The sequence below is a fragment of the Neptunomonas qingdaonensis genome (assembly GCF_900113275.1).
Taxonomy (GTDB): Bacteria; Pseudomonadota; Gammaproteobacteria; order Pseudomonadales; family Balneatricaceae; genus Neptunomonas; species Neptunomonas qingdaonensis.
Genome location: NZ_FOOU01000014.1, coordinates 1 through 22021 on the forward strand (window position 1 = coordinate 1; position 22021 = coordinate 22021).

19 protein-coding genes are annotated in these 22021 nt (G+C 43.3%); 11 read left to right on the top strand and 8 right to left on the bottom strand.

Translation table 11 applies throughout. The annotated features are described in order from the left end of the window. Positions 1-183: c-type cytochrome (locus tag BM099_RS16465; RefSeq protein ID WP_143083794.1), on the bottom strand; the 183-nt coding region annotated here is incomplete at its 3' end. A gap of 384 nt (positions 184-567) precedes the next feature. On the opposite strand from BM099_RS16465, the gene BM099_RS16470 reads away from it, so the two are divergent. Both BM099_RS16470 and BM099_RS16475 read left to right on the top strand, forming a co-directional pair. Further along, positions 568-1047 carry a phasin family protein gene (locus BM099_RS16470; RefSeq protein ID WP_143083795.1) on the top strand — a complete coding sequence of 160 codons (480 nt, stop codon included), beginning with the start codon at positions 568-570 and terminating at the stop codon, positions 1045-1047. A 343-nt stretch (positions 1048-1390) separates the two neighbouring features. Then, a complete protein-coding gene (locus tag BM099_RS16475; RefSeq protein ID WP_090729520.1) occupies positions 1391-1807 on the top strand; it encodes an Hsp20/alpha crystallin family protein in 417 nt (138 codons plus the stop codon). A 650-nt stretch (positions 1808-2457) separates the two neighbouring features. On the opposite strand, the gene BM099_RS16480 is transcribed toward BM099_RS16475, so the two are convergent. The 3 genes from BM099_RS16480 to BM099_RS16495 all read right to left on the bottom strand — a co-directional run bounded on the left by BM099_RS16480 (position 2458) and on the right by BM099_RS16495 (position 5387). Next, complete coding sequence (locus BM099_RS16480) at positions 2458-2943, bottom strand: hypothetical protein (protein ID WP_090729522.1); 486 nt, start codon at positions 2941-2943, stop codon at positions 2458-2460. A gap of 50 nt (positions 2944-2993) precedes the next feature. Continuing rightward, positions 2994-4712, bottom strand: coding sequence for a C1 family peptidase (locus BM099_RS16485; RefSeq protein ID WP_090729524.1), 1719 nt, complete (start codon positions 4710-4712; stop codon positions 2994-2996). A gap of 207 nt (positions 4713-4919) precedes the next feature. Further along, complete coding sequence (locus BM099_RS16495) at positions 4920-5387, bottom strand: hypothetical protein (RefSeq protein WP_090729528.1); 468 nt, start codon at positions 5385-5387, stop codon at positions 4920-4922. Positions 5388-6288: 901 nt separating this feature from the next. Here BM099_RS16495 and BM099_RS16500 point away from each other — a divergent pair. The 5 genes from BM099_RS16500 (at position 6289) to BM099_RS16520 (ending at position 14473) form a co-directional block, all read left to right on the top strand. Continuing rightward, positions 6289-8319: an NHL repeat-containing protein gene (locus BM099_RS16500; protein ID WP_090729530.1), complete on the top strand. Its 2031-nt coding sequence runs from the start codon at positions 6289-6291 to the stop codon at positions 8317-8319. Between the two features lie 488 nt (positions 8320-8807). Beyond that, on the top strand, positions 8808-10220 hold the full coding sequence (locus BM099_RS16505; protein ID WP_090729532.1) for a hypothetical protein: 1413 nt from the start codon (positions 8808-8810) through the stop codon (positions 10218-10220). A 448-nt stretch (positions 10221-10668) separates the two neighbouring features. Then, positions 10669-12399, top strand: a complete 1731-nt coding sequence (locus BM099_RS16510) for a right-handed parallel beta-helix repeat-containing protein (RefSeq protein WP_090729534.1) — start codon at positions 10669-10671, stop codon at positions 12397-12399. 523 nt (positions 12400-12922) lie between these two features. Then, the gene (locus BM099_RS16515; protein ID WP_090729535.1) at positions 12923-13477 is read left to right on the top strand and encodes a hypothetical protein; all 555 of its coding nucleotides are present in this window, start codon (positions 12923-12925) and stop codon (positions 13475-13477) included. Between the two features lie 381 nt (positions 13478-13858). Further along, positions 13859-14473, top strand: coding sequence for a tyrosine-type recombinase/integrase (locus BM099_RS16520; protein WP_090729537.1), 615 nt, complete (start codon positions 13859-13861; stop codon positions 14471-14473). Between the two features lie 96 nt (positions 14474-14569). Here the strand turns inward: BM099_RS16520 and BM099_RS16525 are convergent, their stop codons facing one another. Together BM099_RS16525 and BM099_RS16530 are read right to left on the bottom strand one after the other, a co-directional pair. After that, complete coding sequence (locus tag BM099_RS16525; protein ID WP_090729539.1) at positions 14570-14914, bottom strand: hypothetical protein; 345 nt, start codon at positions 14912-14914, stop codon at positions 14570-14572. 217 nt (positions 14915-15131) lie between these two features. Beyond that, complete coding sequence (locus tag BM099_RS16530; protein WP_177201212.1) at positions 15132-15551, bottom strand: hypothetical protein; 420 nt, start codon at positions 15549-15551, stop codon at positions 15132-15134. A gap of 382 nt (positions 15552-15933) precedes the next feature. Here BM099_RS16530 and BM099_RS16535 point away from each other — a divergent pair, with 382 nt between their 5' ends. Together BM099_RS16535 and BM099_RS16540 are read left to right on the top strand one after the other, a co-directional pair. Continuing rightward, positions 15934-16386, top strand: a complete 453-nt coding sequence (locus BM099_RS16535) for a phasin family protein (protein ID WP_090729542.1) — start codon at positions 15934-15936, stop codon at positions 16384-16386. Between the two features lie 341 nt (positions 16387-16727). Then, positions 16728-17144 (top strand): Hsp20/alpha crystallin family protein, encoded by a 417-nt coding sequence (locus tag BM099_RS16540; RefSeq protein WP_090729544.1) that lies wholly within the window; start codon positions 16728-16730, stop codon positions 17142-17144. Between the two features lie 693 nt (positions 17145-17837). On the opposite strand, the gene BM099_RS16545 is transcribed toward BM099_RS16540, so the two are convergent. Continuing rightward, entirely contained in the window at positions 17838-18767 is a 930-nt protein-coding gene (locus BM099_RS16545; RefSeq protein WP_090729546.1) for a 5'-nucleotidase, read from the bottom strand. Between the two features lie 153 nt (positions 18768-18920). Between BM099_RS16545 and BM099_RS16550 the strand changes: the two genes are divergently transcribed. Beyond that, complete coding sequence (locus tag BM099_RS16550; RefSeq protein WP_090729548.1) at positions 18921-20684, top strand: SulP family inorganic anion transporter; 1764 nt, start codon at positions 18921-18923, stop codon at positions 20682-20684. Between the two features lie 20 nt (positions 20685-20704). Further along, positions 20705-21451, top strand: a complete 747-nt coding sequence (locus tag BM099_RS16555; protein ID WP_090729551.1) for a sulfite exporter TauE/SafE family protein — start codon at positions 20705-20707, stop codon at positions 21449-21451. 31 nt (positions 21452-21482) lie between these two features. On the opposite strand, the gene BM099_RS16560 is transcribed toward BM099_RS16555, so the two are convergent. Then, complete coding sequence (locus tag BM099_RS16560) at positions 21483-21902, bottom strand: GFA family protein (RefSeq protein WP_090729553.1); 420 nt, start codon at positions 21900-21902, stop codon at positions 21483-21485. Positions 21903-22021 lie beyond the last annotated feature (119 nt).

Sequence of the window (22021 nt, forward strand, 5' to 3'; positions counted from 1 at the left end):
TTGAGCTATAGGCCCGTCTCCTTTACCACTAATACCATGACAGGAAGAACAAGAAGCAAGAAACTCATCTGCACCTATCATATGATTTTCTGCATAAGCGTTATTCATAGAAAGTGACACGGCTAAAATCAGCAACGTACTGCATTTTTTAGTCATTCTGCTCAATGGAATTGTGTCAAACATGAAGTTCTCCTGAATGCTGTATAACGGTAACCTTATTAATATGTAATTCGCTCATGATTTCCTAGTCTTTTTGAATGTTAACGTTCTATATTTGCACATTTAATACCTTAAAATATAATACATCCACCTCCACTAATACTTAATATCATTAACAATATGTAATCAATTTAATTGAGTTTTTTTAAGTTTTTAAGAAACGACTATAAAAAACTGAACATAAAAATCATCAAATTCATATACTTTTTAAAACAACGCCCTATTACTTAATTGAATGAATCCCATCACTTATATTTTTCGATATGTCCCATCTCAAATTCAATTTAGGTCTACTCAATTACATTGAAATAACGTGTGTAAGGCGAATAATTGATCTGATACGCCCGTTTGAAAAAACTAACCGAGGACAAAGAAATGCCCCAAGATACAATGAAAAATCTTAAAGAAACCTTGGTGCCTGTAACTATGATTACTGACATCAATAAATCAGCTGCGGAAAAGTTAATCGCTCTTCAGACTGAATATATGACTGACCTGTTCAACATTGGACTGGCGCAGATGCAAGCACTGAGCAGCGTGCGAGAGCCGAAAGACGTGTTTGAGCTACAGATTAAATTTTTCAAGAAGTTTGACGAAAAATTGGCGAGTATTACTGAAAAGGAAGTCACCGTACTGACAGAAACTAAAGAACAATTAATGAACATCATAGAAAAAAATATTTCTGGTATGTCTGATATGTATGGGATGGCTGATGCCGGCAAACTCATGCAGTATGCCCAAGAGAAAATTGAAGAGACAATTAACATCTCTGCGCATAAACAAAACGGCGGCTCGAACAAAACCGCTAACACTCGCAAAAGCGCTTGATTAATACAAGTGCCCGGTTAGGAAAGTGATGAAGATTTATCTTCATCACTTACGCTAAGGGCAGTAACTCATCACCATTCACTTCTGTTGATTGAAGCCCTTGAGGTTAAACAGCCGAAAAAGCTAAAAACGCATTTTATAATAACTAATGTAATAATATCTTGACCATCCGTAGCATGTGAGATTAGTTAATAAGCATCTCAATTTTAACTGAAAAAATTAAAATAAAACTCAAATTTTTCGAACGTATATCTGAGGTTCTTCAAAAGGAATAATCTATAAATATGCTTCATAAAACTTAGAGTATTTAAATTCAGCGTAAACAATAAGGGAGTAAAGGGTTATGGGTAATCTGACTCGTTTTAATAGATTATTTGATGATTCATTTTTGAATGATTTTTTTATGCCGACAGAAAGGCGAATGGTTAACTGGTTTCCTGCTATTGATGTACACGAAACAGATAGTAAGTATTTAGTGAATGTAGATCTTCCCGGTATCAAAAAAGAGGATATTCATGTATCGCTGGAAAACGGCATCCTCACCGTGAAAGGCGAAACTAACACCGAAGAAAAAGAGGAGAAGGACGGAAAGCTTATTCGTCAAGAAAGGCATACAGGGAGCTATATGCGACAGTTCACTGTTGGGGCAGATGTAAGCCCTGATGCGATTGATGCCAAGTTCGAAAATGGAGTATTGTCGCTGGAACTTAATAAAGTTGAGACAAGTGAGCCCAAGAAACTCGAAATAAAAGTGAGCTGACGTTACAAATTAAGGGACTGTCGACAAACAGTCCTTTTCACTTATCTATATTGGAAACCAAATGCCGGTATACTGCAATTCCTTGCAGTTTTTCTTATACATAAAAACCCTGTATCGGAAGGTTCAGGTATTCATAGTCTACTACTTGCTATTCTCTCGCGACTTTTACTGCCAGCATGTACGAAGTGTTTCCAGGATCTTTATCGCGATTAGCTGATACTTCTGACCGCTTTGGCACTGAGGGTTAGTAGTTGTACTGCTATATTAGCAATTTCTAAAATTCCGCTTTTTGGCACCCACCTGCCCAATCGCTTGACCTGCCTCGACTAAGCCCTTTAAGTCGCAAAGCGACCCAGTCCGTGTGAAAAATCAAAAAAACCAGGTTGGGGTAAAATTATTAGCCACAAACAGCATAAACTTCGATGGATTTCCATTAATAAATCCCACCAAAGACGATATTCAAGCATGAAATCTGCCTTCAAATACCACTATCAAAATCGGAGAATAGTTTACACACGGTCTGGACCCGAAGAAGACATTAACGTTGCAAATCAGCGGCGGCGCTTTTTGCCGTCCGTTGGATTTGCCTGATTAGGTGCAAATGTCATACACTCAGTTCAGCATGGTCAGAATACAGGTCACAATTGGCATTAGCCGTTGGCCTTAGCTCTCTCCACATCAATCTGAGCTTGAGCTTGCTTCTCTTGTGCCCTTTCCGCAGTATGCTCTCCGAACCAAAACCCTATAATTGAACCATATATACCCAAAAATACCGGCAACATTTCCTTGAGATGGGCAACTACTTTCGCTGGATCATCGAACCAGATCGGGGCGAAAAGCCAAATAAAGAGAAAAATAACAAAAAAGAGAGTAAGAAATATTGTGACAAGCGGCCGTACTAGAGCACGCCAAATTGGAATAGATGTCTTTTCAGAATCCATGCGCGTCGATCGTATATTTTGTGCTAATTCGTTTATCTTCCCACTAACGTCCGGATCCTTCAATATCAATTCCTCTAAAGCATCCTCGACAGATAAGGCAGTAGATTCATCTAGTTTTTGATCATCCTTTAATTTGTGTATAAGCAGTCTCGCAAGCGGTATCAACTTATCGGTAGAGTACTCGTCGTCTTTCATTTGACATCCTCCATTCGTTATATTCATCTAACGTCGCAAATCACCGACTATTATCCCTTGAAGGCGACGGCACCAAAACGTTTCCCATTCCAAAATGTATAGCCACTGGCAAGATCGGCGCTCCATGTGTGAAAATGAAGAATAAAAGGCTGATTGTTTTCGTCGGAGAAGCTGATGTTGAAACGTAGGATGTGGGTATGCTGAGCGTCCAGGAATCCTAATACTACCTTTGGCGTACCGTTGGCAGGTTGGTACTCGCCTTGAACCAACCATCCGACAAAGGGAATTGGCATAACCTGTGAGATTAAAAGTGTCCCTCTCCATCCATCGTGATTCATTGACCACGTTCCCTTCCACTTTGTGGGCTGAAAGTCTTTTCCGTAAGAACTTTGAAATTCATCGCGGCGCATATAAGCCCCAAACGGGATATTGTGCCACACAGTATCACCAGCAGCGTGTTGGATATCCCAGCTGTATACGTCCATCGTGAACGGCTGGCCGGTTTGACTTGTAGGATCAGAGTCTTCCCCTTCGGTAAAGGAGAAGTGGACTCCCCGCCCATCATGAACATAGCGCCCATTTATCGCCTTGAGTGATCCGTCGGAGCTTCGATAGTGGCCCAGCCTTGTGATATCGTTGTTTTCGTTCGTAAAGCGTCGAATTATGAGTTCACCCTTCCATCCGTCATGGTTCATCTGCCATTGTCCTATTGCTCGCGCTTTTGTAGTAGGCCTCTCAGGATCAGTTACTTCGGTAACGATTGAACCACCACTGAAGCAATTCTGGGCGAACTCGTAAGAAACACGAATTAAGCCGGCTTCACCCCAAGAGTTTTTTACATAAAACGCTTGCTCGTCACGATCGAAGCCCACAACCAAGAAAACGTGAGATCCTCCTCCCGAGTTTGGATCGTACTCTCTGATCCCTGTAGCCGGATCCGTTTTCCATTTAAGATTAGCGTCGACAATCACCTCATATCCCCACGCTAGAAGCCACTCTAAGGTGGAAGTATTCCGAATGGTACTGGGATCGAAGAGTACATAAGACTTTGCCCCATATCGAGCTTGTTGCCTAGCCTCATCCGAGATGTAAAGAGGGGAATACTCAAATGCGTCGACCTCGTCTTGCGTGACCATATTCTGAGCGGGGTCACTTTTCCATACGAGCTGTCCCGCAGCCGGAATCTGATCACGGATACCTTGCATACCGTTTCGATTTTTATAAAGACAGTGCTGCTCCAAAGGAATAGCAAAGTTCACAGCGGCTCGAATGCCTTGTGAGTTGCCACCGCCCCAATAAGAGGACTGGTTCTCATATTTGTAGACTTTTGGAAATGACAATCCTGTTGATTTATAGCAATGCCAAAAGAACTGCTCGGACAGGTTAAGATTGAGCCCATATTCACGCATATATCGGGCTTCTATTGCGGCAACCATCGCGAATGCCGAACAAGTGTTCCGATCTCCCTGATTGCGGATATCGGTCTGAAACTCATCCCATACGACGCGGGTTGGAAGTTGAAAAAACAGGAATGCGGCCCGTTTTTCGCTTTGCAAAGCAGAAGCAGTCTTAAGCTCCCTCCTACTGCGAGGTAACTCGACGTCGAAGTAAGGTCGGTTTTCTTCCACGAATTCTCGAATACTCTGAACATGCTCTTTTCCGAAATCATCAACAAAAGAATAGGAAAGTTTATCTATCAATTGAATACGATCTTTTCCCGGAATTGGTTCAAGGCGGGACATAGGGAGATTAACGCGGTCAATTCTCATGGTATTCTCCTTTTGTGCTAACGTCGGCAAGGAGAGTCTTGCCGTAGTGGATATTGCTTTTGTGCTATTCAAAGCACAAAACAAGTACCGCGAAAGGCAAGTCCCTCTCGATTGCCATTGTCAGGCATTCTTCTTCAAACTTTTTCATTTATCCGTATTTACACAACTCTTTTTGATTGGCTTACTTTATTGCTAATTAAAAGTTCTTCAATGCATCACACGCATAAACATCCCCGAATTAATACTGGTACCAGGGATGGCTACTCCAAAATTACCTGGCCATATAGATACATTCGGAAATACGAGTTTGCTGTTGCACTCAACCTGAACTTCATAGAAGAATCCTTCCGAGTACTCGTTTGCGTTATGAGTACACTTTCCAGGATCAACAGTCACCACGAGGGGCCCTGGCGCTACTGGTGTCTTTACCGATCCTACAGGGCATTTAAATACAGTAACGCGAGCCTTCTGTTGAGTGTTGCTGTTATTAAGTAGACCCCAGTCTAGTGATCCAGAATTTTGCGGTAGAAGAAAAGGCCCACTTGTATATCTATATTTATAAGCGGCAATGGGCCACTTCTCTATAAGTGAGTTTTTTGGAATCACCTTTGCGCTAGATAACTCTGTCATCCCTTTCTCTATTTTAATCTTTTTGTTATGTTTTTGAGTTCCCATATTAATTCCTCCTTCTCCGATACATAGTAATTCTCCTTGCGTACATGATTCAGTTGATGTCAGAAATCATATATACAAGCTGCGGCGTTTCTTGGATATCTTGGCGTATTTCTTTCGCCTCAGTTAGTAATATTCAAACAGGTGTATTAAATAAACTACTCGCATTGCAGCCGTTATTTCAACGTAATTGAGGGGGCCTTAATTAAATTTAAGATAGGAAAGGCAGAGCGTCTTAGAGTAATCGGTTGCTTGCAATCGAGGCTTAAAAATTTAACAAATGTCCGTTTTTGGCACTTAGATGCTATTTCAGAAAGGGGCGAGTATACCATTTGTTTTGACCCTTGCTAGACCTGTGTACAAGTCCCTACTTCAAGTAGAGACATCAAATATCACGGGGCTTACAGATGGCCTAGTACCACTTCTTTGCACTTTCTTTAGCTGGTTCCCCAGTGTTCATTCTGTACTGATATAGGCGAAAATTTTTCAATTAGTAGACAAAAAATCGACATCAATTCTATCTCAAATTTAATTCTGAGCTACTCAATTACGTTGATTTATAGGCTGAAATGCAAATATGTTATTAATACGGTCGTTTAAAAATAACTAACTAGGGATAAAAAATCTAACAAGATATAGTGAAAGATATCCAAGTAATACTGATGCCTATATCTATGATTTTTTACATCAACAAATTAACCGCTGAAAAGCTAATCAGTACTTTAGGCTGAATATATAACTGACCTGTCCAATACTTGACTGGCTCAGATGAGAGCACTCATAGATATACCAAAAACCTAAAGAAGCGTTCGAACTGTAGATCAGGCACTTCAAAGAGTTAGACGCAAAAAGGCGTTAATTTTGCCTAAAATCCCACATTAACTTCAGGGTATAGAGGTCCGTCATGAAATCACTTCACTTTACCTTGGTTTGGACACCAGCTTGTGCAGGGCTGTCTTTGCTTACACCCGATCACCTCAGAAAATACCTCACTGTTTTACTGGTGGCAGTAATATTAATTTATAGTGCAATCGCCAAAGCCGCTTTATATGGCATTGTTTCAGAAGGAACAGACGTGGGTCAGCTAGTTACTATTGATCCAGCCACAGGCAACACAGCACTGGTTGGTGATACAGGGCTTACTCAGCCCTTTGGTTTGGCCTACAACCCCTCCACTGGATTGTTATATACCATCAACAATATCGTAGTTGGAATGGATCAGGTTTACTCCATTGATACTGAAACTGGTGCAGCCATGGCCCTAAGTTCACCAGCCCTTGTCAGCGACCCTCTTGCCTTAGCATACAGCGCTCGCGATGATTACTTTTATACCTCGGAACCTGAATTTGACAGCGGTAGTAAAATCGTTCGACTTGATTCACTTACCGGAACCAGAGTTGGTCTAGTCGTTGGCTTTGTTAGCAGGCCAAATTTGCAGGCCCTGGCGGTAAGGGATTCTGATTATGCGCTGTTTGGTGCCGGAGGTTCAGCGCCGGGAGAGTCAATTTTCAGAATACCGATTCTGGGTGGCGCTCCAGGCCGGGATATTGAGACCGATATTCACCCCACGGGGCGCGTCATTAATGCCCTTAGCTTCTCAGCAGATGATACCCTGTATGCAAGTGATGGCGATAATCTGGTAACCATTGACCCAGCAGATGGCAGTGTCACTACAATTGGTCCCTTCTTAGGCGCAGATGGTACTGTGGGTGGTCTAGCATTTGTTCCTGACAGTGACGGGGCCGCTGATGTATGGATCAAGGATTGTCGTGATGATATGGGCAATCCGATTTCACATCCTGCACCCTGTGCCGAATACTGGACCAGTACCGATATCTGGATTGACAATGATGATAACTGGGAGATTGATGCTCCATTGGTAGGCGTAGACAATCATGTGAAAGCCTTTGTTCGTAACCGGGGAGGAAGTATTGCCAGGGATGTAGAGGTTGCTTTTTATTACCGTGATAATGCTACCGGGCTGATTTTTCCAGATGGCGCCAATCTGATAGGAATGGACACCGTGACGGTGTCACCAGATACTACCGCTGTTGCCTCCGTTATCTGGGAAGACTTGCCGCCGCCGCCCGATACTGGTGGTCACTGGTGTATAGGTGTGGTACTTAATCATCCTGAAGACTCCGTCTCTTCTCCCACTGTTCAGCCTTGGGAAGACAACAATATCGGTATAGCCAATCTCTGGTTCATCGCCGCCCGTGCAGGGCACTCAATGCCTCTGCCTTTTTATGCAGGGTCTGGTGGGCAACCGGGTTTTGGTCTGACTCCCTGGCCACGTGAGTTTAGATTGGACGTTATTGATCGCTTGCCGGAGGGGTGGGCATGGGGAATGGAAGGCATCAATGCAGGTGAGAACTTCACGCTTAAACTCGGTGAGCAACGCAAAACTGTGCTGACGGTAATTCCCAGCGATGTTGCAGTAGCGCACTCTGGTGGTTATGTTGAAGTACAACAGGTTGATTTAGATACTGGCAGAATCGTGGGTGGTGTTCGTTATGATTTGTATGAAGATCACCGGCCACCGGCTAGGGTCGAAAAGGTTACCGGTATACTGAGTAATGGTAAAGCCTTGCTTAGCTGGCAACCTGTTATTAGCGAAGCTGAAACCGGATTGAGAGAACGCGTGGCATATTATCAGGTATTTCGCGATGGCAAAGCCCTGACAAAAGTAGTGCGCGATACAGATCCTCACCAGCCTGGTATCCAGTGGGCGGACTCTGAAACTCCTGAGCAAACTGCTGTATATACTATCCAGGCGGTTGATGAAGGTGGTAATGCAGCCGCTCTGTCTGATGAGATTATCGTGGTTGTACCAGAGCAACGGGGCCTCTTCAACTGGTTGACCCTGATATTATTGATCTTGCTGGGAGTAGTGATATATTTTCTGGTTAAGCAGTATGATAAAAACAGAGCCTGATTCTCAGGTCTGATGCCAGCATGTGCTGGCATCGCGGGCTCTTAAGAAATTTGATTTGCAAATTAATGAAAAAAGTCTGGGGCATTAGTCACAGAAAATCATCTGCCAGTGCCGCGATAGTCCCCGTAAGCAAGTTTTTTCTAGTATGTTTAAAGAGAGTTAGTAAATGGTGTTCAAGGAATAGGCGGAAAGCCCTTTGAGCGGTGCAGCGCCCCAAGCAAGAGACATCGGATTAACGAGTGATTTATAACCAATACGTAAGTGTTTAACGTATTTATAATAATTCCCGGCTCTGGGAGTAATTACAAAAGGCACTTTGCTTATTGTAGGTTTTTCATAAAAGGGCGTTTATTTTACTTGTACTCATCTGGCTGCATAAACAGTAATTATTATTGCTTGTTTATTCATGCAAAGTGAAAGGTGTTTGGGGAAAAGAGCAGCTTATATACATCCTTAACCGTTAGTGAAAAACTAAAGGAGCATTAACTATGAAGACTCAAACTGGTGCACTTTATCGATCTTGTGGCCTATTTTTGCTCATCAGTTTGCCGATACTTATGCTGGTCCAGGGGTGTACGACCTCCGGACACTTCCAGGTTTCGGGCACCACGCCAAGTGCTTTCCGGCCATCTACAGCTTACAACACCAAAGCCAAAGAGTTCATAGTTGCCTACCTGCGTGAGATCCCAGGCAAAGGAGCAGAGGTGCGAGTGAAAACCTTTGACATCAATGGCAAGGGGCTGGGGATGGAACTCGAGCCCTTCGGGACCAGTAATCATAATGCCCTTGGCAGGCCTGCACTGGCCTACAGCCCTAAAAGCGATCTTTTTATTCTGGCAGTGCCAGCCGTCACAACAAGCGGCACAGGCCACGAGGTTCTGATTCGTTTCTTAGATTCCAAGGGTGCAGCGGTGGGAAAACAGCTCTCTCTATTCAGCGATCAGGCATGGACTTATTACGACGGAGATGGAGTGGGATCTCTGCATGTGACCTACAACTCACTGATAAATGAGTTTTTGGTTACGGTCCAGCGTACAGTACAAGGAGTCTACCAAAAGGAAAATGGCATATGGGCGCAACGGATTTCTAAGGCTATCGGCGAGAGCGGCAAGCCGATCCAACTGCTGAATACGACCACACATGGGATTGACAGCCATACAGTTGCCTATGCTCCCGTTGCCCCCAACACCGGCGGGCGCTATTTATTTGCGTACAGCGGATTCGCGGGGGTAGCCGAAATTCTCGATAAGAACGCGAAATCTATCGCAGGGGTAACCTTGAACTTAGGAGTACCCGCAGGTGGCAATACACATCCCGATGCTGCCTTCGGCAAGATTGATGGCAAGGAACGATTTTTGCTCGTTTATTCTGACAAGGACAATTGCAAACCAGGTCTGAAATCATGCAAAGCACTCAAGGATCAATGGGCCGGTGTTTGGGGTGCTTACATTGATCCAATAAACCCGTCTACTTCGAACACACCATTTCCTATCTCTAAGATCTGGGATCATGAGGCCCTCCGGAAAACTTACAAGCCACGGGTTGACTATCACCCTGCCACTAAAAGCTTTTTCGTTACGTGGCGTGAGCTTCCCACCTTGGACAAACAGAACGAAGAGTCACGGAGTCACATTCGGGGTAACTGGATCAGCTACTTAGTTAAGGATGGCCTTGCGAACACGACGCAAGTGCCTACTCCGCCGGATAATATTGTCGTTTCTACGGCCACGGGAAGTTGCCAGGCAACAGGAGTAAGGTGTGTTAGCAAAGAGGATCCGGATTTTCCAGACACAGTAGCGACAGCGACCGGTGCAGCTGTAGTATGGCACCAGAAATCGCCACCGAACGTAAAGATTCTTAGCGTCGTAGGTCGGGTTATAGGAACACCAAAAAAACCATAACAACCAAGGATACAGCAATATCTCTTGAGCTAAGTATCATTACTCTGCTCAATTGCAGATATCCGCAATCCGGTCATGCAATATCGTTTAAGGCAGATTGGAGGCAAAGGGCGTTTATTTTTCCTGTACCCGGAAAAATTGCAGTATGTAGTCGAGATTACCGTAATCACTCCCCACAGAATAAAGCTCAGGAAACTCGGGCGATTCAATCTGTGCCTGATTGACCTAATGCTACATCCGACTTGATACCGGATCAGCGAGTTGAAAGGAGCAGATTTTTGTTAATGTTGTGATGAATTAAAAAGTCCAGTTTTACTGGAGGTGTTGTTATAAGATATTGAAAATAAAAGACTTAAATTTTTCAGTTGTGATCGTATATCAAATAATAATTATGTAGTAGCGTCCGTCCAGAAACTTCAGGTGGACGCGATCACTGAGGACCGAAATAATGGCAAATCATTTTTCTATCCAGCTTAAAAAGTGTTTACACTTGATCTTTATATTTTTCTTACTCAGCATATTTGTTGTTGATCAGGCGTATGCGACGACGCGCAAAGTTCCGATAGATCATGCAACGATCCAGGCTGCCATCAATGCGTCAAGCGCTGGCGATATGGTTTGGGTGGCACAAGGGACATATACGGAAAATATTACGGTAAAACCAGGCATTAAACTCGAAGGCGGTTATAAATCAGACTATAGCGCCCGCAACTGGAACAGTTGGCCGTCTATTATTGATGGGAATCAAGCCGGCTCTGTTGTCATAGGTGCACAAGGAGCAACCTTGGATGGCTTTACGCTACGCAACGGTAAAGCCAATTTCGGTGCCGGGATTTTTCTTGAGCATGCTTCAATGACGATCAAGAACAACACCATTGAAAACAATACGGCTGACAACGGCGGTGGTGGTATTTACATTTCCAAACACCCCAAAGCGCCACCCTACACGGACATTGAAAACAACACCATCAGGAAGAATAAAGTCACTTCCGACCAAGGGGGAACCGGCGGCGGGATACTCCTTTATCTCAGCAATACCGGCATACGAATTACTAATAACACGATCGGCGGGGCGATGGGTGATGGAAATACTGCGCGCTGGGGCGGCGCTGGCATTGCAACGGATCAAACGCCGATATTCACAATCGAACGCAACATCATCAGTCATAACGTTCTGGAAAAGGGGCATGGTGGTGGCCTGATGATAGTTAATGGCACGCCAAATGCTACGGTGAGCCAAAACAAGATTCACTACAATTCAGTTACAGGCGGCAACCTCGGTGGTGGCATATTTCTTCTCGGCGGGACCTATATTGCGAGAAACGAGATAAAAGGAAATTCAATTTTCGGATCTCCGGCATCAGGAGGAGGGATTTTTATTGATTCAGCAGCCGGAACGACCCCACCACGGATCGAGAATAATTTTATCCTGGCGAATATTGCTGAAAAAGGCGGCGGTATCTTTATTCGTACCGGCACTAATATTATTGTCATGAATAACAGCCTCACCAGCAATCTACCGGACACGCATCAATCCGGAGGTGGTATTTATATTCAAACAAATGCGAGCTGCATACTGCAAAACAATATCTTGTGGGGCAACGGAGATGACTTCCACGAGGAAACTTCCGGCGCATGCACATTGGATCATAACGATATCGAAGATGGCGATTCAGTCGGGCAAAATGGCAACATCTCCGCGGATCCACTATTTGTGAACTACGATGACTTGCATATCTCCAAAAGTTCACCGGTGGTGAATGCGGGCAGAGATGCCGCGGCACCGAGTATTGACTACGATGGCGATGCGCGATCCGGTAGCGTCGATATTGGTGCGGACGAAATAATCAGCGAAGCTACACCTTGCCCGTTTGTAAAAGCAGCGCACGCGTCTTATTTAGATCCACATATTGGTGATGTGCGCCAGTTTCGTGATAAACATTTACTGACAAACGGTCTTGGGCGACAGACGGTACGTATTTATTACGAGCATTCAGGTTCGCTGTCTAACTTTATGGATACACATGAATGGGCAAGAATTGCCTTGCGCGTTGCGGTAACACCTGTGGTATTTGCGATTGTGTATCCTAGCTTGAGCGCTATCTTTTTTATCTTGCTGATAGGGATGGGTATCGTGCTGTGGAAACGTAGAAAAGTTTTATCCAGAAAGGCCTATTAGGTGGCGACGCTCCCTTTTTCGTGATTATAAAAAAAGGGAACATTTGCCAATGGTTTGTGTATAGCCATCTCAAGCTTTTTTGCCTGCTCCTTCAGCCGCTACCTCACGACGTAAATGATAGCGCCGTTTGCTACGTTTTGCGGATCCTGCTAAACGTAAAATCGCCCGACCTCGGGAATGACGGTCGTCGGCTAATGTATCTTGTCGATAAGCTCCTCAACTTTAGCCGCCGGCTCTGGTGGTGATTGCAAAAGGCACTTTTTTTTGTAGTAGATTGGATGCAAAAGGGCGTTTATTCTGCTGATACTCTGAAATACTGCCAGGATTGGACATGAAAGCTGGTTCCCATTGATAATCAAATTGTTTAGACGCTATGAGTCTATCATGGCTCCAGCTTTCTTTATTTTAATTCAATGCCTTACGCTTAACTAAGTGTCATTGGGGACAGCCCCGTTCAAAGCATTGGGTGGGAAAAAATGTACTGTCTTCCTTTTGTGCAGGGTAAATAAGGGAGGAAGAAAATTTGTTAGACGCAATGATTATTGCCATCGTTACTGCTGTAGTTGGACCGGTAATAACGATCCTTTTGACCCATTATTTACAAAAGAGGAAAAAAAATGGAGAGCACTCAGATCGAGTAGTATTAGAGATTCAGCATTCAGGAGTATCCTCCCCTTCTTCTGAAACATTAAAGACTGAAGATCGAACGTATTACGATCAACGTGTAAATGTCATAATGAATGTGGCGGCAAAACGGTCGGCGGCGTTATGGAAAGGAGGCCTGATTCTATTCTTACTTCCCATTGCCTTTGGGGTTATTTCGGGAATCGCCACGGGAGATAGTTTGTATGGCGTTGCGGTATGGTTTTTTGGCGCTCTTCTTGCGGCTCTAGCGCAAACCGTTGAGTTGTACCAATCAAAAAAGAGTATAACCAATGAAATAACTTTGTCGAAGTTCGATAGGATTGCCTTATTTGAGGTAAAGACACGCGTAGAAAACGCCAAAAAAAAATGTATGTATGATGAGTTGTGGAACCATATGTTGCAGACCATTGACCAAGAGTTAAAAAACCTGTGACGCTCATTCGAGGATGTAAATTATTATATCTAACTGTCAGGTTTAAATAAAATGTAGTAATTCAGAACCGATCTGTCATTTACCGGAAATTCCGGGGACAGTTTACTTAATTCAACCATCGAGTAAGGCATAAAGCCCCAGATATTTTAAACAAGTATTGGATAATGACGGATTAATCCCAAGAGTATTACAGTATCTATTTATGTCTTCTCCTGGCACCAGACTGCCCAAACGCTTGACCTAATTCGACTCCGTGGAGGTTAGTTGTCAAACCAATACGACCAGACTTTTTGTTGTCCTCATCCCCTTTTGGGTGGTAAGCGACTATCTCACTCAGCGGTTATAAACTGTTAGTCTCCAATCCATGAATGGAGATTTGTCATGACATTCCTCAATAAAAACCCACCTTGGAACAAGGGCAAGTTGGTTGGCCAAAAGAAACCTCTCAAGCTGAAAGAGATTTGGGCGATCCGCATAAGATTACAAATCGCTAACAACTGTAGGGAACTAGCTCTTTTCAATCTAGCAATCGATAGTAAACTCAGGGCCTGTGATTTAGTGAATTTGCGTGTTAGAGATGTTGCGCACGGACCTGAAATTCAGTCTCGCACAATAATACTCCAGCAAAAGACGCAAACACCTGTTCGATTTGAATTGATGGCGCCAACAAGAGAGGCCATCTCAAAATGGATAAGCTTATCTGGCAGTCAGGCCAATGATTTTCTTTTTCCAAATCGAAGCAACAGTTCTCGCCATATCAGCACTCGGCAATATGCCCGTATCGTTAAACGCTGGGTCATAAGTATCGGTCTTGATGCCTCTGCCTACGCGACTCATTCCATGAGACGAACGAAACCTGCTCTGATATATGCAAGGACTAAAAACTTGCGTGCTGTGCAGCTTCTGCTGGGTCATACCAAGCTAGAAAGTACTGTACGGTATTTAGGAATAGATGTAGATGATGCCCTGGAAATGTCGGAAGAAACTGAGGTATAAGGATCGTATTCAAGCGACAAGGATGGTCGCTCATCGACCCTTTATAGGGCCTCGCAGGATCAATGTGTGGTGTAAAAAGACCTACATTCAATGCTCTTAAGTTGGTTCTGGCATACATGCTTTTCGTTTCTTTTTAACCGTTATTCTGGGTGTATTGTTTTTCAGGGGTGCTATTTTTGATGTGACTTTTTGACGTGTTTTTGTGCCAGACATATGTAGTTTTTTGTGTTCTGTAAGTGATATCTGATTACTGTCGTCATGCGTTTTTGAGCGGAGAATTGTCATAGCTTCTCTGATCAATTTTGCCTGCTCTATTGCACTCACCCCCTCAGACTTTTCAATCAGGATTGAGGAGGGTTCATTGAACGGACCCTCTTCTACGATAACCGTAAAGCCGGATTCATGGATTACATAATTCGATTCTTTTTTCCATTCCAACATAAAAAACCTCAATCGTTAGCGGCATACATTTAATGCCGTTACACTTTGTGTTACTCCATGCGGGTAAGCATCTGGTAGTCACAAAGACTATTCATTGATCGGAATAGGTTTTATAAACTACTAAATTCGCCATGCCCTTGTGATAACTCATCACAATACCCTCTGTTTATAATTTGCTTATAAAATTTGAGTGGCTAAGTTATCCAAACCTACTTTTTTAAGCCCCTTCACTGTATTGATTTAACTCTTTATTATGTGATGGGTGTATGTGTTCTTTATGGTTTTGTACACTAACGACTGATATTTTCTTATCCTCAGTCAACCGATACGATACCGAGATTAGAGGAGCTTTAGTCATATTTCTGTCTAAAAGGTCTATTAGTTTATTTTTGTAATACTTCAAAAGACGTATTTCTTGCCCCGTTATTTCAGACAGTTCATTGCTAACGCCTTCAAAATATTTAAGCTGATTCTCCATAGGGCTGTTACTGCTCTCTATCTGACTGAGCGCTCGACACCTTAACATGACATTGTTGAGCTGTTTAAGCATATACTCTGATTGAATAGTGAACAGATCTTTTGTTGTAGATTCGCTAAATGCAGTAAACATAGGTACATATTTTTTAATTAATTGCACCTTGTGCATCATCTGATTGCACATTTCATCGCTCTCCAAAAACAGATTTATACCACGCAATATTTAATAATACTCACAATGTTGTAATCAATTAAAATGAGCTTTCCTTAAATTTTTTTAAGAAAGGAACAATTTAAAAAATATAAATTTTATTTATATAAAAAAGATATAAACATATAGGAAAAAACATAAAATTTAAGTACCTGTTTTTGAAGAAATTCAAACCTCATCACTCCCCTTTATGAATCCCATCACTTATATTTTTCGTTATTTCCCATCTCAAATTTAATTTGGGCCCGCTCAATTAGATTGAAATAACGGGTGTAAGGCGAATAATTGATCTGATACGCCCGTTTGAAAACACTTAACCGAGGACAAAGAAATGCCCCAAGATACAATGAAAGATCTTAAAGAAACCTTGGTGCCTGTAACTATGATTACTGACATCAATAAATCAGCTGCGGAAAAGTTAATCGCTCTTCAGACTGAATATATGACTGACCTGTTCAACATTGGACTGGCGCAGATGCAAGCACTGAGCAGCGTGCGAGAGCCGAAAGACGTGTTTGAGCTACAGATTAAATTTTTCAAGAAGTTTGACGAAAAATTGGCGAGTATTACTGAAAAGGAAGTCACCGTACTGACAGAAACTAAAGAACAATTAATGAACATCATAGAAAAAAATATTTCTGGTATGTCTGATATGTATGGGATGGCTGATGCCGGCAAACTCATGCAGTATGCCCAGGAGAAAATTGAAGAGACAATTAACATCTCTGCGCATAAACAAAACGGCGGCTCGAACAAAACCGCTAGCACTCGCAAAAGCGCTTGATTGATACAAGTGCCTGGTTAGGAAAGTGATGAAGATTTTTCTTCATCACTTACACTAAGGGCAGTAACTCATCACCATTCACTTCTGTTGATCAAAGCCCTTGAGGGTAAACAGCCGAAAAGCTAAAACGCATTCTATAATAACCAATTTAATAATATCTTTACCATCCGTAGCGTGTGATATTGGTTAATAAGCATCTCAATTTTTACTGAAAAAATTAAAATAAAACTCAAATTTACCGGAAGCATATCTGAGGTTCTTCAAAAAGAATAATCTATCAATATGCTTCATCGAACTGAGAGCATTTAAATTCATCGTAAACAATAAAGGAGTATAGGGTTATGGGTAATCTGACTCGTTTTAATCGATTATTTGACGATTCATTTTTGAATGATTTTTTTATGCCGACAGAAAGACGAATGGGTAACTGGTTTCCTGCTATTGATGTACACGAAACAGATAGTAAGTATTTAGTGAATGTAGATCTTCCCGGTATCAAAAAAGAGGATATTCATGTATCGCTGGAAAACGGCATCCTCACCGTGAAAGGCGAAACTAACACAGAAGAAAAAGAGGAGAAGGACGGAAAGCTTATTCGTCAAGAAAGGCATACAGGGAGCTATATGCGACAGTTCACTGTTGGGGCAGATGTAAGCCCTGATGCGATTGATGCCAAGTTCGAAAATGGAGTATTGTCTCTGGAGCTTAAGAAAGTTGAGACAAGTGAGCCTAAGAAACTCGAAATAAAAGTGAGCTGACGTTTCAAATTAAATTAAGGGACTGTCGACAAACAGTCCTTTTCTCTTATCTATACTGGAAACCGGCTGCCGGTATACTGCAATTCCCTGCGGTTTCTCTCATACATAATAATCAGGTATCGGAAGGTACAGGCATTCAGATAATCCCCCCGAAAATTAATAGTTAAAAAAGGGGGGATTACCTTCATAGTCTACTACTTGCTATTCTCTCGTGACTTTTACTGCCAGCATGTACGATGTGTTTCTAGGATCTTTATCGCGATTAGCCGATGCCTATGCCGCTTTGGCACTGAGGGTTAGTAGTTGCGCCACTATATTAGAAATCTCTAAAGTTCTGCTTTTGGCACTTAGGAGTCTATTGCGTTGTAAACAAATCATCGGAGCTAGGTGGAAAGCCTGTCGTCGTCGTGAACCACCGACATCAATATGAGTGATATGATGATTACGTTAATAAAAGTGACGGGCAGGAAGTTGGCTTCAGCTTGATTTATGCTTATCTCTCCTGAACATCAGATCTAGTTTGAACTTATACAAATGAACTGCAATTAAAAGACGGCTGACAAGCGTCTCAAGAACAAATGGCGATTCAGACACTAATTGTAGTGCGCTGGATATTTTAGTTTCCAACTTTAATTGTCAGTTTCCAACTACAATGTCACGGTTTCCAACTTCAATAGTCGTTATCAGCTTTTCTCACTTGAGCGTATTCGCTACCCCAAAAGGAATATGCACCATAGGAATATCCCCTGCGCCGGACTCAAGATGAGAGCGCTGATCATCGAAAAACATGTGTGGCTTGAGCCGCGACAAGATTCGCTCTTTTGCCATACCACCCAGAAAAAACGTTTCGTTGGCACTGACTCCCCAGGATTCCAGTGTCGTAATCACCCGCTCATGCGATGGGGCGTTACGCGCCGTCACAATCGCGGTTCGCAGCACGCGTTTATAGTCCCTGTTTTTCTCTACTTCTTCATCTTCAAGTTTCTGTAAAAATGACAGCTTTTTAAATAAGTCAGCCAAAGGCCCTGGTTTATGAGGGATATGGGAGTTATCCACTTCATGCTTTTGAAAAATAGGAAGGTCGCCCTTTTTAAAAACAGCTTCAGATTCATCATCCGCAATCACACCATCAAAATCGAACGCAATTCTCAGCTCTTCACTACCCTCATCATTCACGGATTCTCCCGGTAACACCACACCGGCTGGAAAGCCCGCATCGATAGCATTTTGCACATCTTTTTCATTGGCAGAGAGAAACAGCGACGCATTAAATGCCGGCACATACTCAAAGGGAGACTTCCCTTCCACAAAGGCGGCACGTGTAATATTTAACCCATATGCCTGGATAGACCTGAAAACACGCTTACCGGTGGCCGCAGAGTTTCGCGACAACAAAACAACTTCGACCGGCTCCTGCTGCGCAAACCGATTATTAATATTTAAGAATCGCTTGATAAAAGGGAATGCAACGCCTTTACCCAATACCTTCTCAAGGTTGTCTTGCTGGAACTGTTTGTATGCCTTTGGCCCTTGCTCGACAAAGATCGAGTTGGATTCAGAGAGATCAAATAAAGCGCTGGATGATACAGCGATGACCAATTTTTTTTCGATGGGGTATGACATGAAAATCCCTGTAACGACATAACGGGAGATCATAGTAATATTATTGCAGTGAAAGATGAAATCTCTGCAGGCTATATGCACTTTCACTAAGAACATAGTGATTGATATGCCATAATAAAAAATTAAGACAAATCAATCACTAGAGTCAGTCTTATGCAGAACCAACCAAACAAGCCGCCATTTAACTGGGTTCGCTTGTTTCCCTTTCTGGTATGGTCTCGCCTTATCACGAGGGACAAAGCGCGTGATGATCTTTTTGCGGGTATCACCAACGCTGTCATCGTACTGCCCCAAGGGGTGGCCTACGCACTGATTGCCGGCATGCCGCCTGAATACGGTTTATACGCGGCGATTATCCCTGCCATTATTGCTGCTCTGTTTGGCTCCTCATGGCATCTTATTTCTGGTCCAACAGCCGCATTATCGATTGTTGTATTTACCACAGTTAGCCCACTGGCGACTCCCGGTTCACCGGAATTTATTAATTTAGTTCTAGCGCTCACCCTCATGGCGGGGTTATTTCAGTTATTGTTAGCCTTTTTCCGTTTCGGAACCCTGGTTAATTTTGTATCGCACTCTGTGGTAGTTGGCTTCACAACCGGAGCGGCTATCGTTATTGCCTCCAGCCAGGTTAAAAACATTTTAGGTATTTCGATAGAGAGTAGTGGCTCTTTCCTCTCGACATGGTCTGGCGTATTTTCAGCCGTACACAGCACCAATTTTTATGCACTTTCTGTCGCCGCTGTCACCGTTGTTACCTGCCTGATTTTTAAACGTCTGTTACCACGCTGGCCTAACATGCTTCTGGCTATGATCATCAGCAGCGTGTATGTATGGTGGTTAGGAGCTGACGAACACAACATTACGCTCGTTGGCGCGATCCCCGGCAGCTTGCCTCCCTTTATGCTTCCTAGTCTTAATTCCAGTGTGTTTTATGCCTTGGCGCCTGGAGCCATCGCTATCGGCTTATTAGGTTTAGTCGAAGCCGTCTCGATTGCTCGCTCTGTAGCCACACGCTCGCATCAATCTATAAACGGCAATCAGGAGTTTTATGGCCAGGCACTTTCAAACATTGTCGGCTCACTATTTTCTTCTTACGCGTCTTCTGGCTCGTTTACCCGCACGGGCGTTAACTTTAGCTCCGGTGCAAAAACCCCGCTAGCGGCTATTATCGCCGCTATATCACTGGCAGTTATCGTACTGTTGTTCTCTGAAATGACACGTTTCATCCCCATTCCCAGTATGGCGGGGTTACTGCTGATAGTGTCATATAACCTGATTGATTTTCATCACATCAAGCTTATCTTCCGCGCCGGTAAATCTGAGTTTGCAGTGCTGATAGTGACGTTTGTGGCCACTCTCGTTATGGCGCTTGAGTTTGCTATCTACTTAGGCGTTATCTTGTCACTGGTGTTTTATCTGAAGCGTACTTCTCAACCCAGTATTGTAGAAATACTGCCCGCCCCTAATTCCAGCAGACCGTTTTTCGGTATTGCATCAGTCACCCAGCCTCGTTGTCCGCAGCTGAAAATTATCCGTATTGAAGGCTCTTTATTCTTCGGTTCCGTTAACTATGTTAAGGACTACCTTGAAAGCATCATCGAACCCAATGTACTCATTATCGGTGACGGCATGAATCATATAGATATTGCCGGAGCCGAAATGCTAATGCAGGAAGCCAAGCGCCGCCAAAACATGGGAAAGGCGCTTTATCTGACCAATCTTAAAAAACAGGTCAATGAATATCTAAGGCGTGAAGAGTATTTTGAAAGCCTCGGAGAACAGGCATTTTTTCAGTCCAAAGGGGAAGCGATTAGAAAAATATATGACCAACTCGATCGCGACATCTGTGATCGTTGCAGCAGTCGTATATTCAAAGAATGCAACTCACCCACTGTAAACAAGCTGCCACATTAACAGAGTAACCATGACATCTTATGGGCCCAGAGACGCTAATACCTTTTATCGCCATCATTGCCTTTGCCACCTATGTGCAAACCGTAACAGGATTTGCTTTAGGTATGATTGTCATGGGAGCTGTCACTGCTTTTGAGCTGGCACCCATTGCATTCACCTCGGTAGTCATCAGTGCAGTGGTGCTGATCAATGGCGTTGTCGCCATTAAAGGCAGCTTTCATGAGCTCGATCTGAAGCGGGTCGCCATCACCTGTGTAGGGATATTTCCAGCGCTGCTAGCCGGCCTGATCTTACTGGAATACCTCAGTGATTCATTCAACAATATGCTGCAACTCCTTCTGGGTATTACTATTTTTACTGGCGGGTTATTGATTATGCTTCGCCCCGAGCCCCTAGAAAAGCCGTCACCCGATGCGGTATTTGTGGTCTCCGGTGTTGCCGCAGGTTTTTTAGCGGGTATGTTCAGTATGGCCGGCCCGCCGTTAGTTTATCTGTTTTACCGGCAACCCTTTGAACTCAAAACCATTCGCTTATGTCTGCTATGTATCTTTCTGATAAGCTCTGCTGGCCGAATTATCATGGTAGGATTCCAGGGCGGGCTAAGCGTCGATATGCTGACATTTTCGCTGATTTGCATCCCGATGGTGATGTTCTTTACCTGGATCGGAAAGCGCTATCCACCACCGCTGAGCACTACCAATATGCGTCGCTTTGCGTTTTTATTATTGATTCTGATTGGGCTCAGCTTAATGATTGGTGCTCTTTAGATAGCCCATTAGATAACCTCAAGAACCTAAGCTAAGCACCGTACATTGCAAATACTTCTGCTTCTGTCATATCGGCCGTTTTATTTGAAAAGCTATAGTAAGACGGCTTCTTATCAATAAAGATCTGATGATCAAATAGCAACTCATCAATATTCTCTAGCAATCCTACCGGCATGATATATTGATTATTCTCATTTAAGTGATAAAACAGATGAGTCCCACACTGTTTACAAAACCCTCGTTTGGCCCATTCAGAAGAAGCGAAAGTGGTAATATTCTCTTCTCCTGTAAATGTCACCTCAGTGCCGCAATCCACCGCCAGCAAGGGTCCTCCGCCCCACTTTCGGCACATCCCACAGTGACAGGCTCCCACCTTATTCGCGACTTTGGCTACCTGAACATGTACGCCCCCACATAAACAGCTACCCGTTACTCCATTAAATTCTGACATAGCAACCTCCTGGTTTTTTCAGGCTAATGAGGTGAGTCAAGGTTCGAGTCACCTTTTTAACTAGCTTTGTTTGACTAGCATTGTTTGACTAGCTTCGTTTGATTTATCTTTATCTCTTT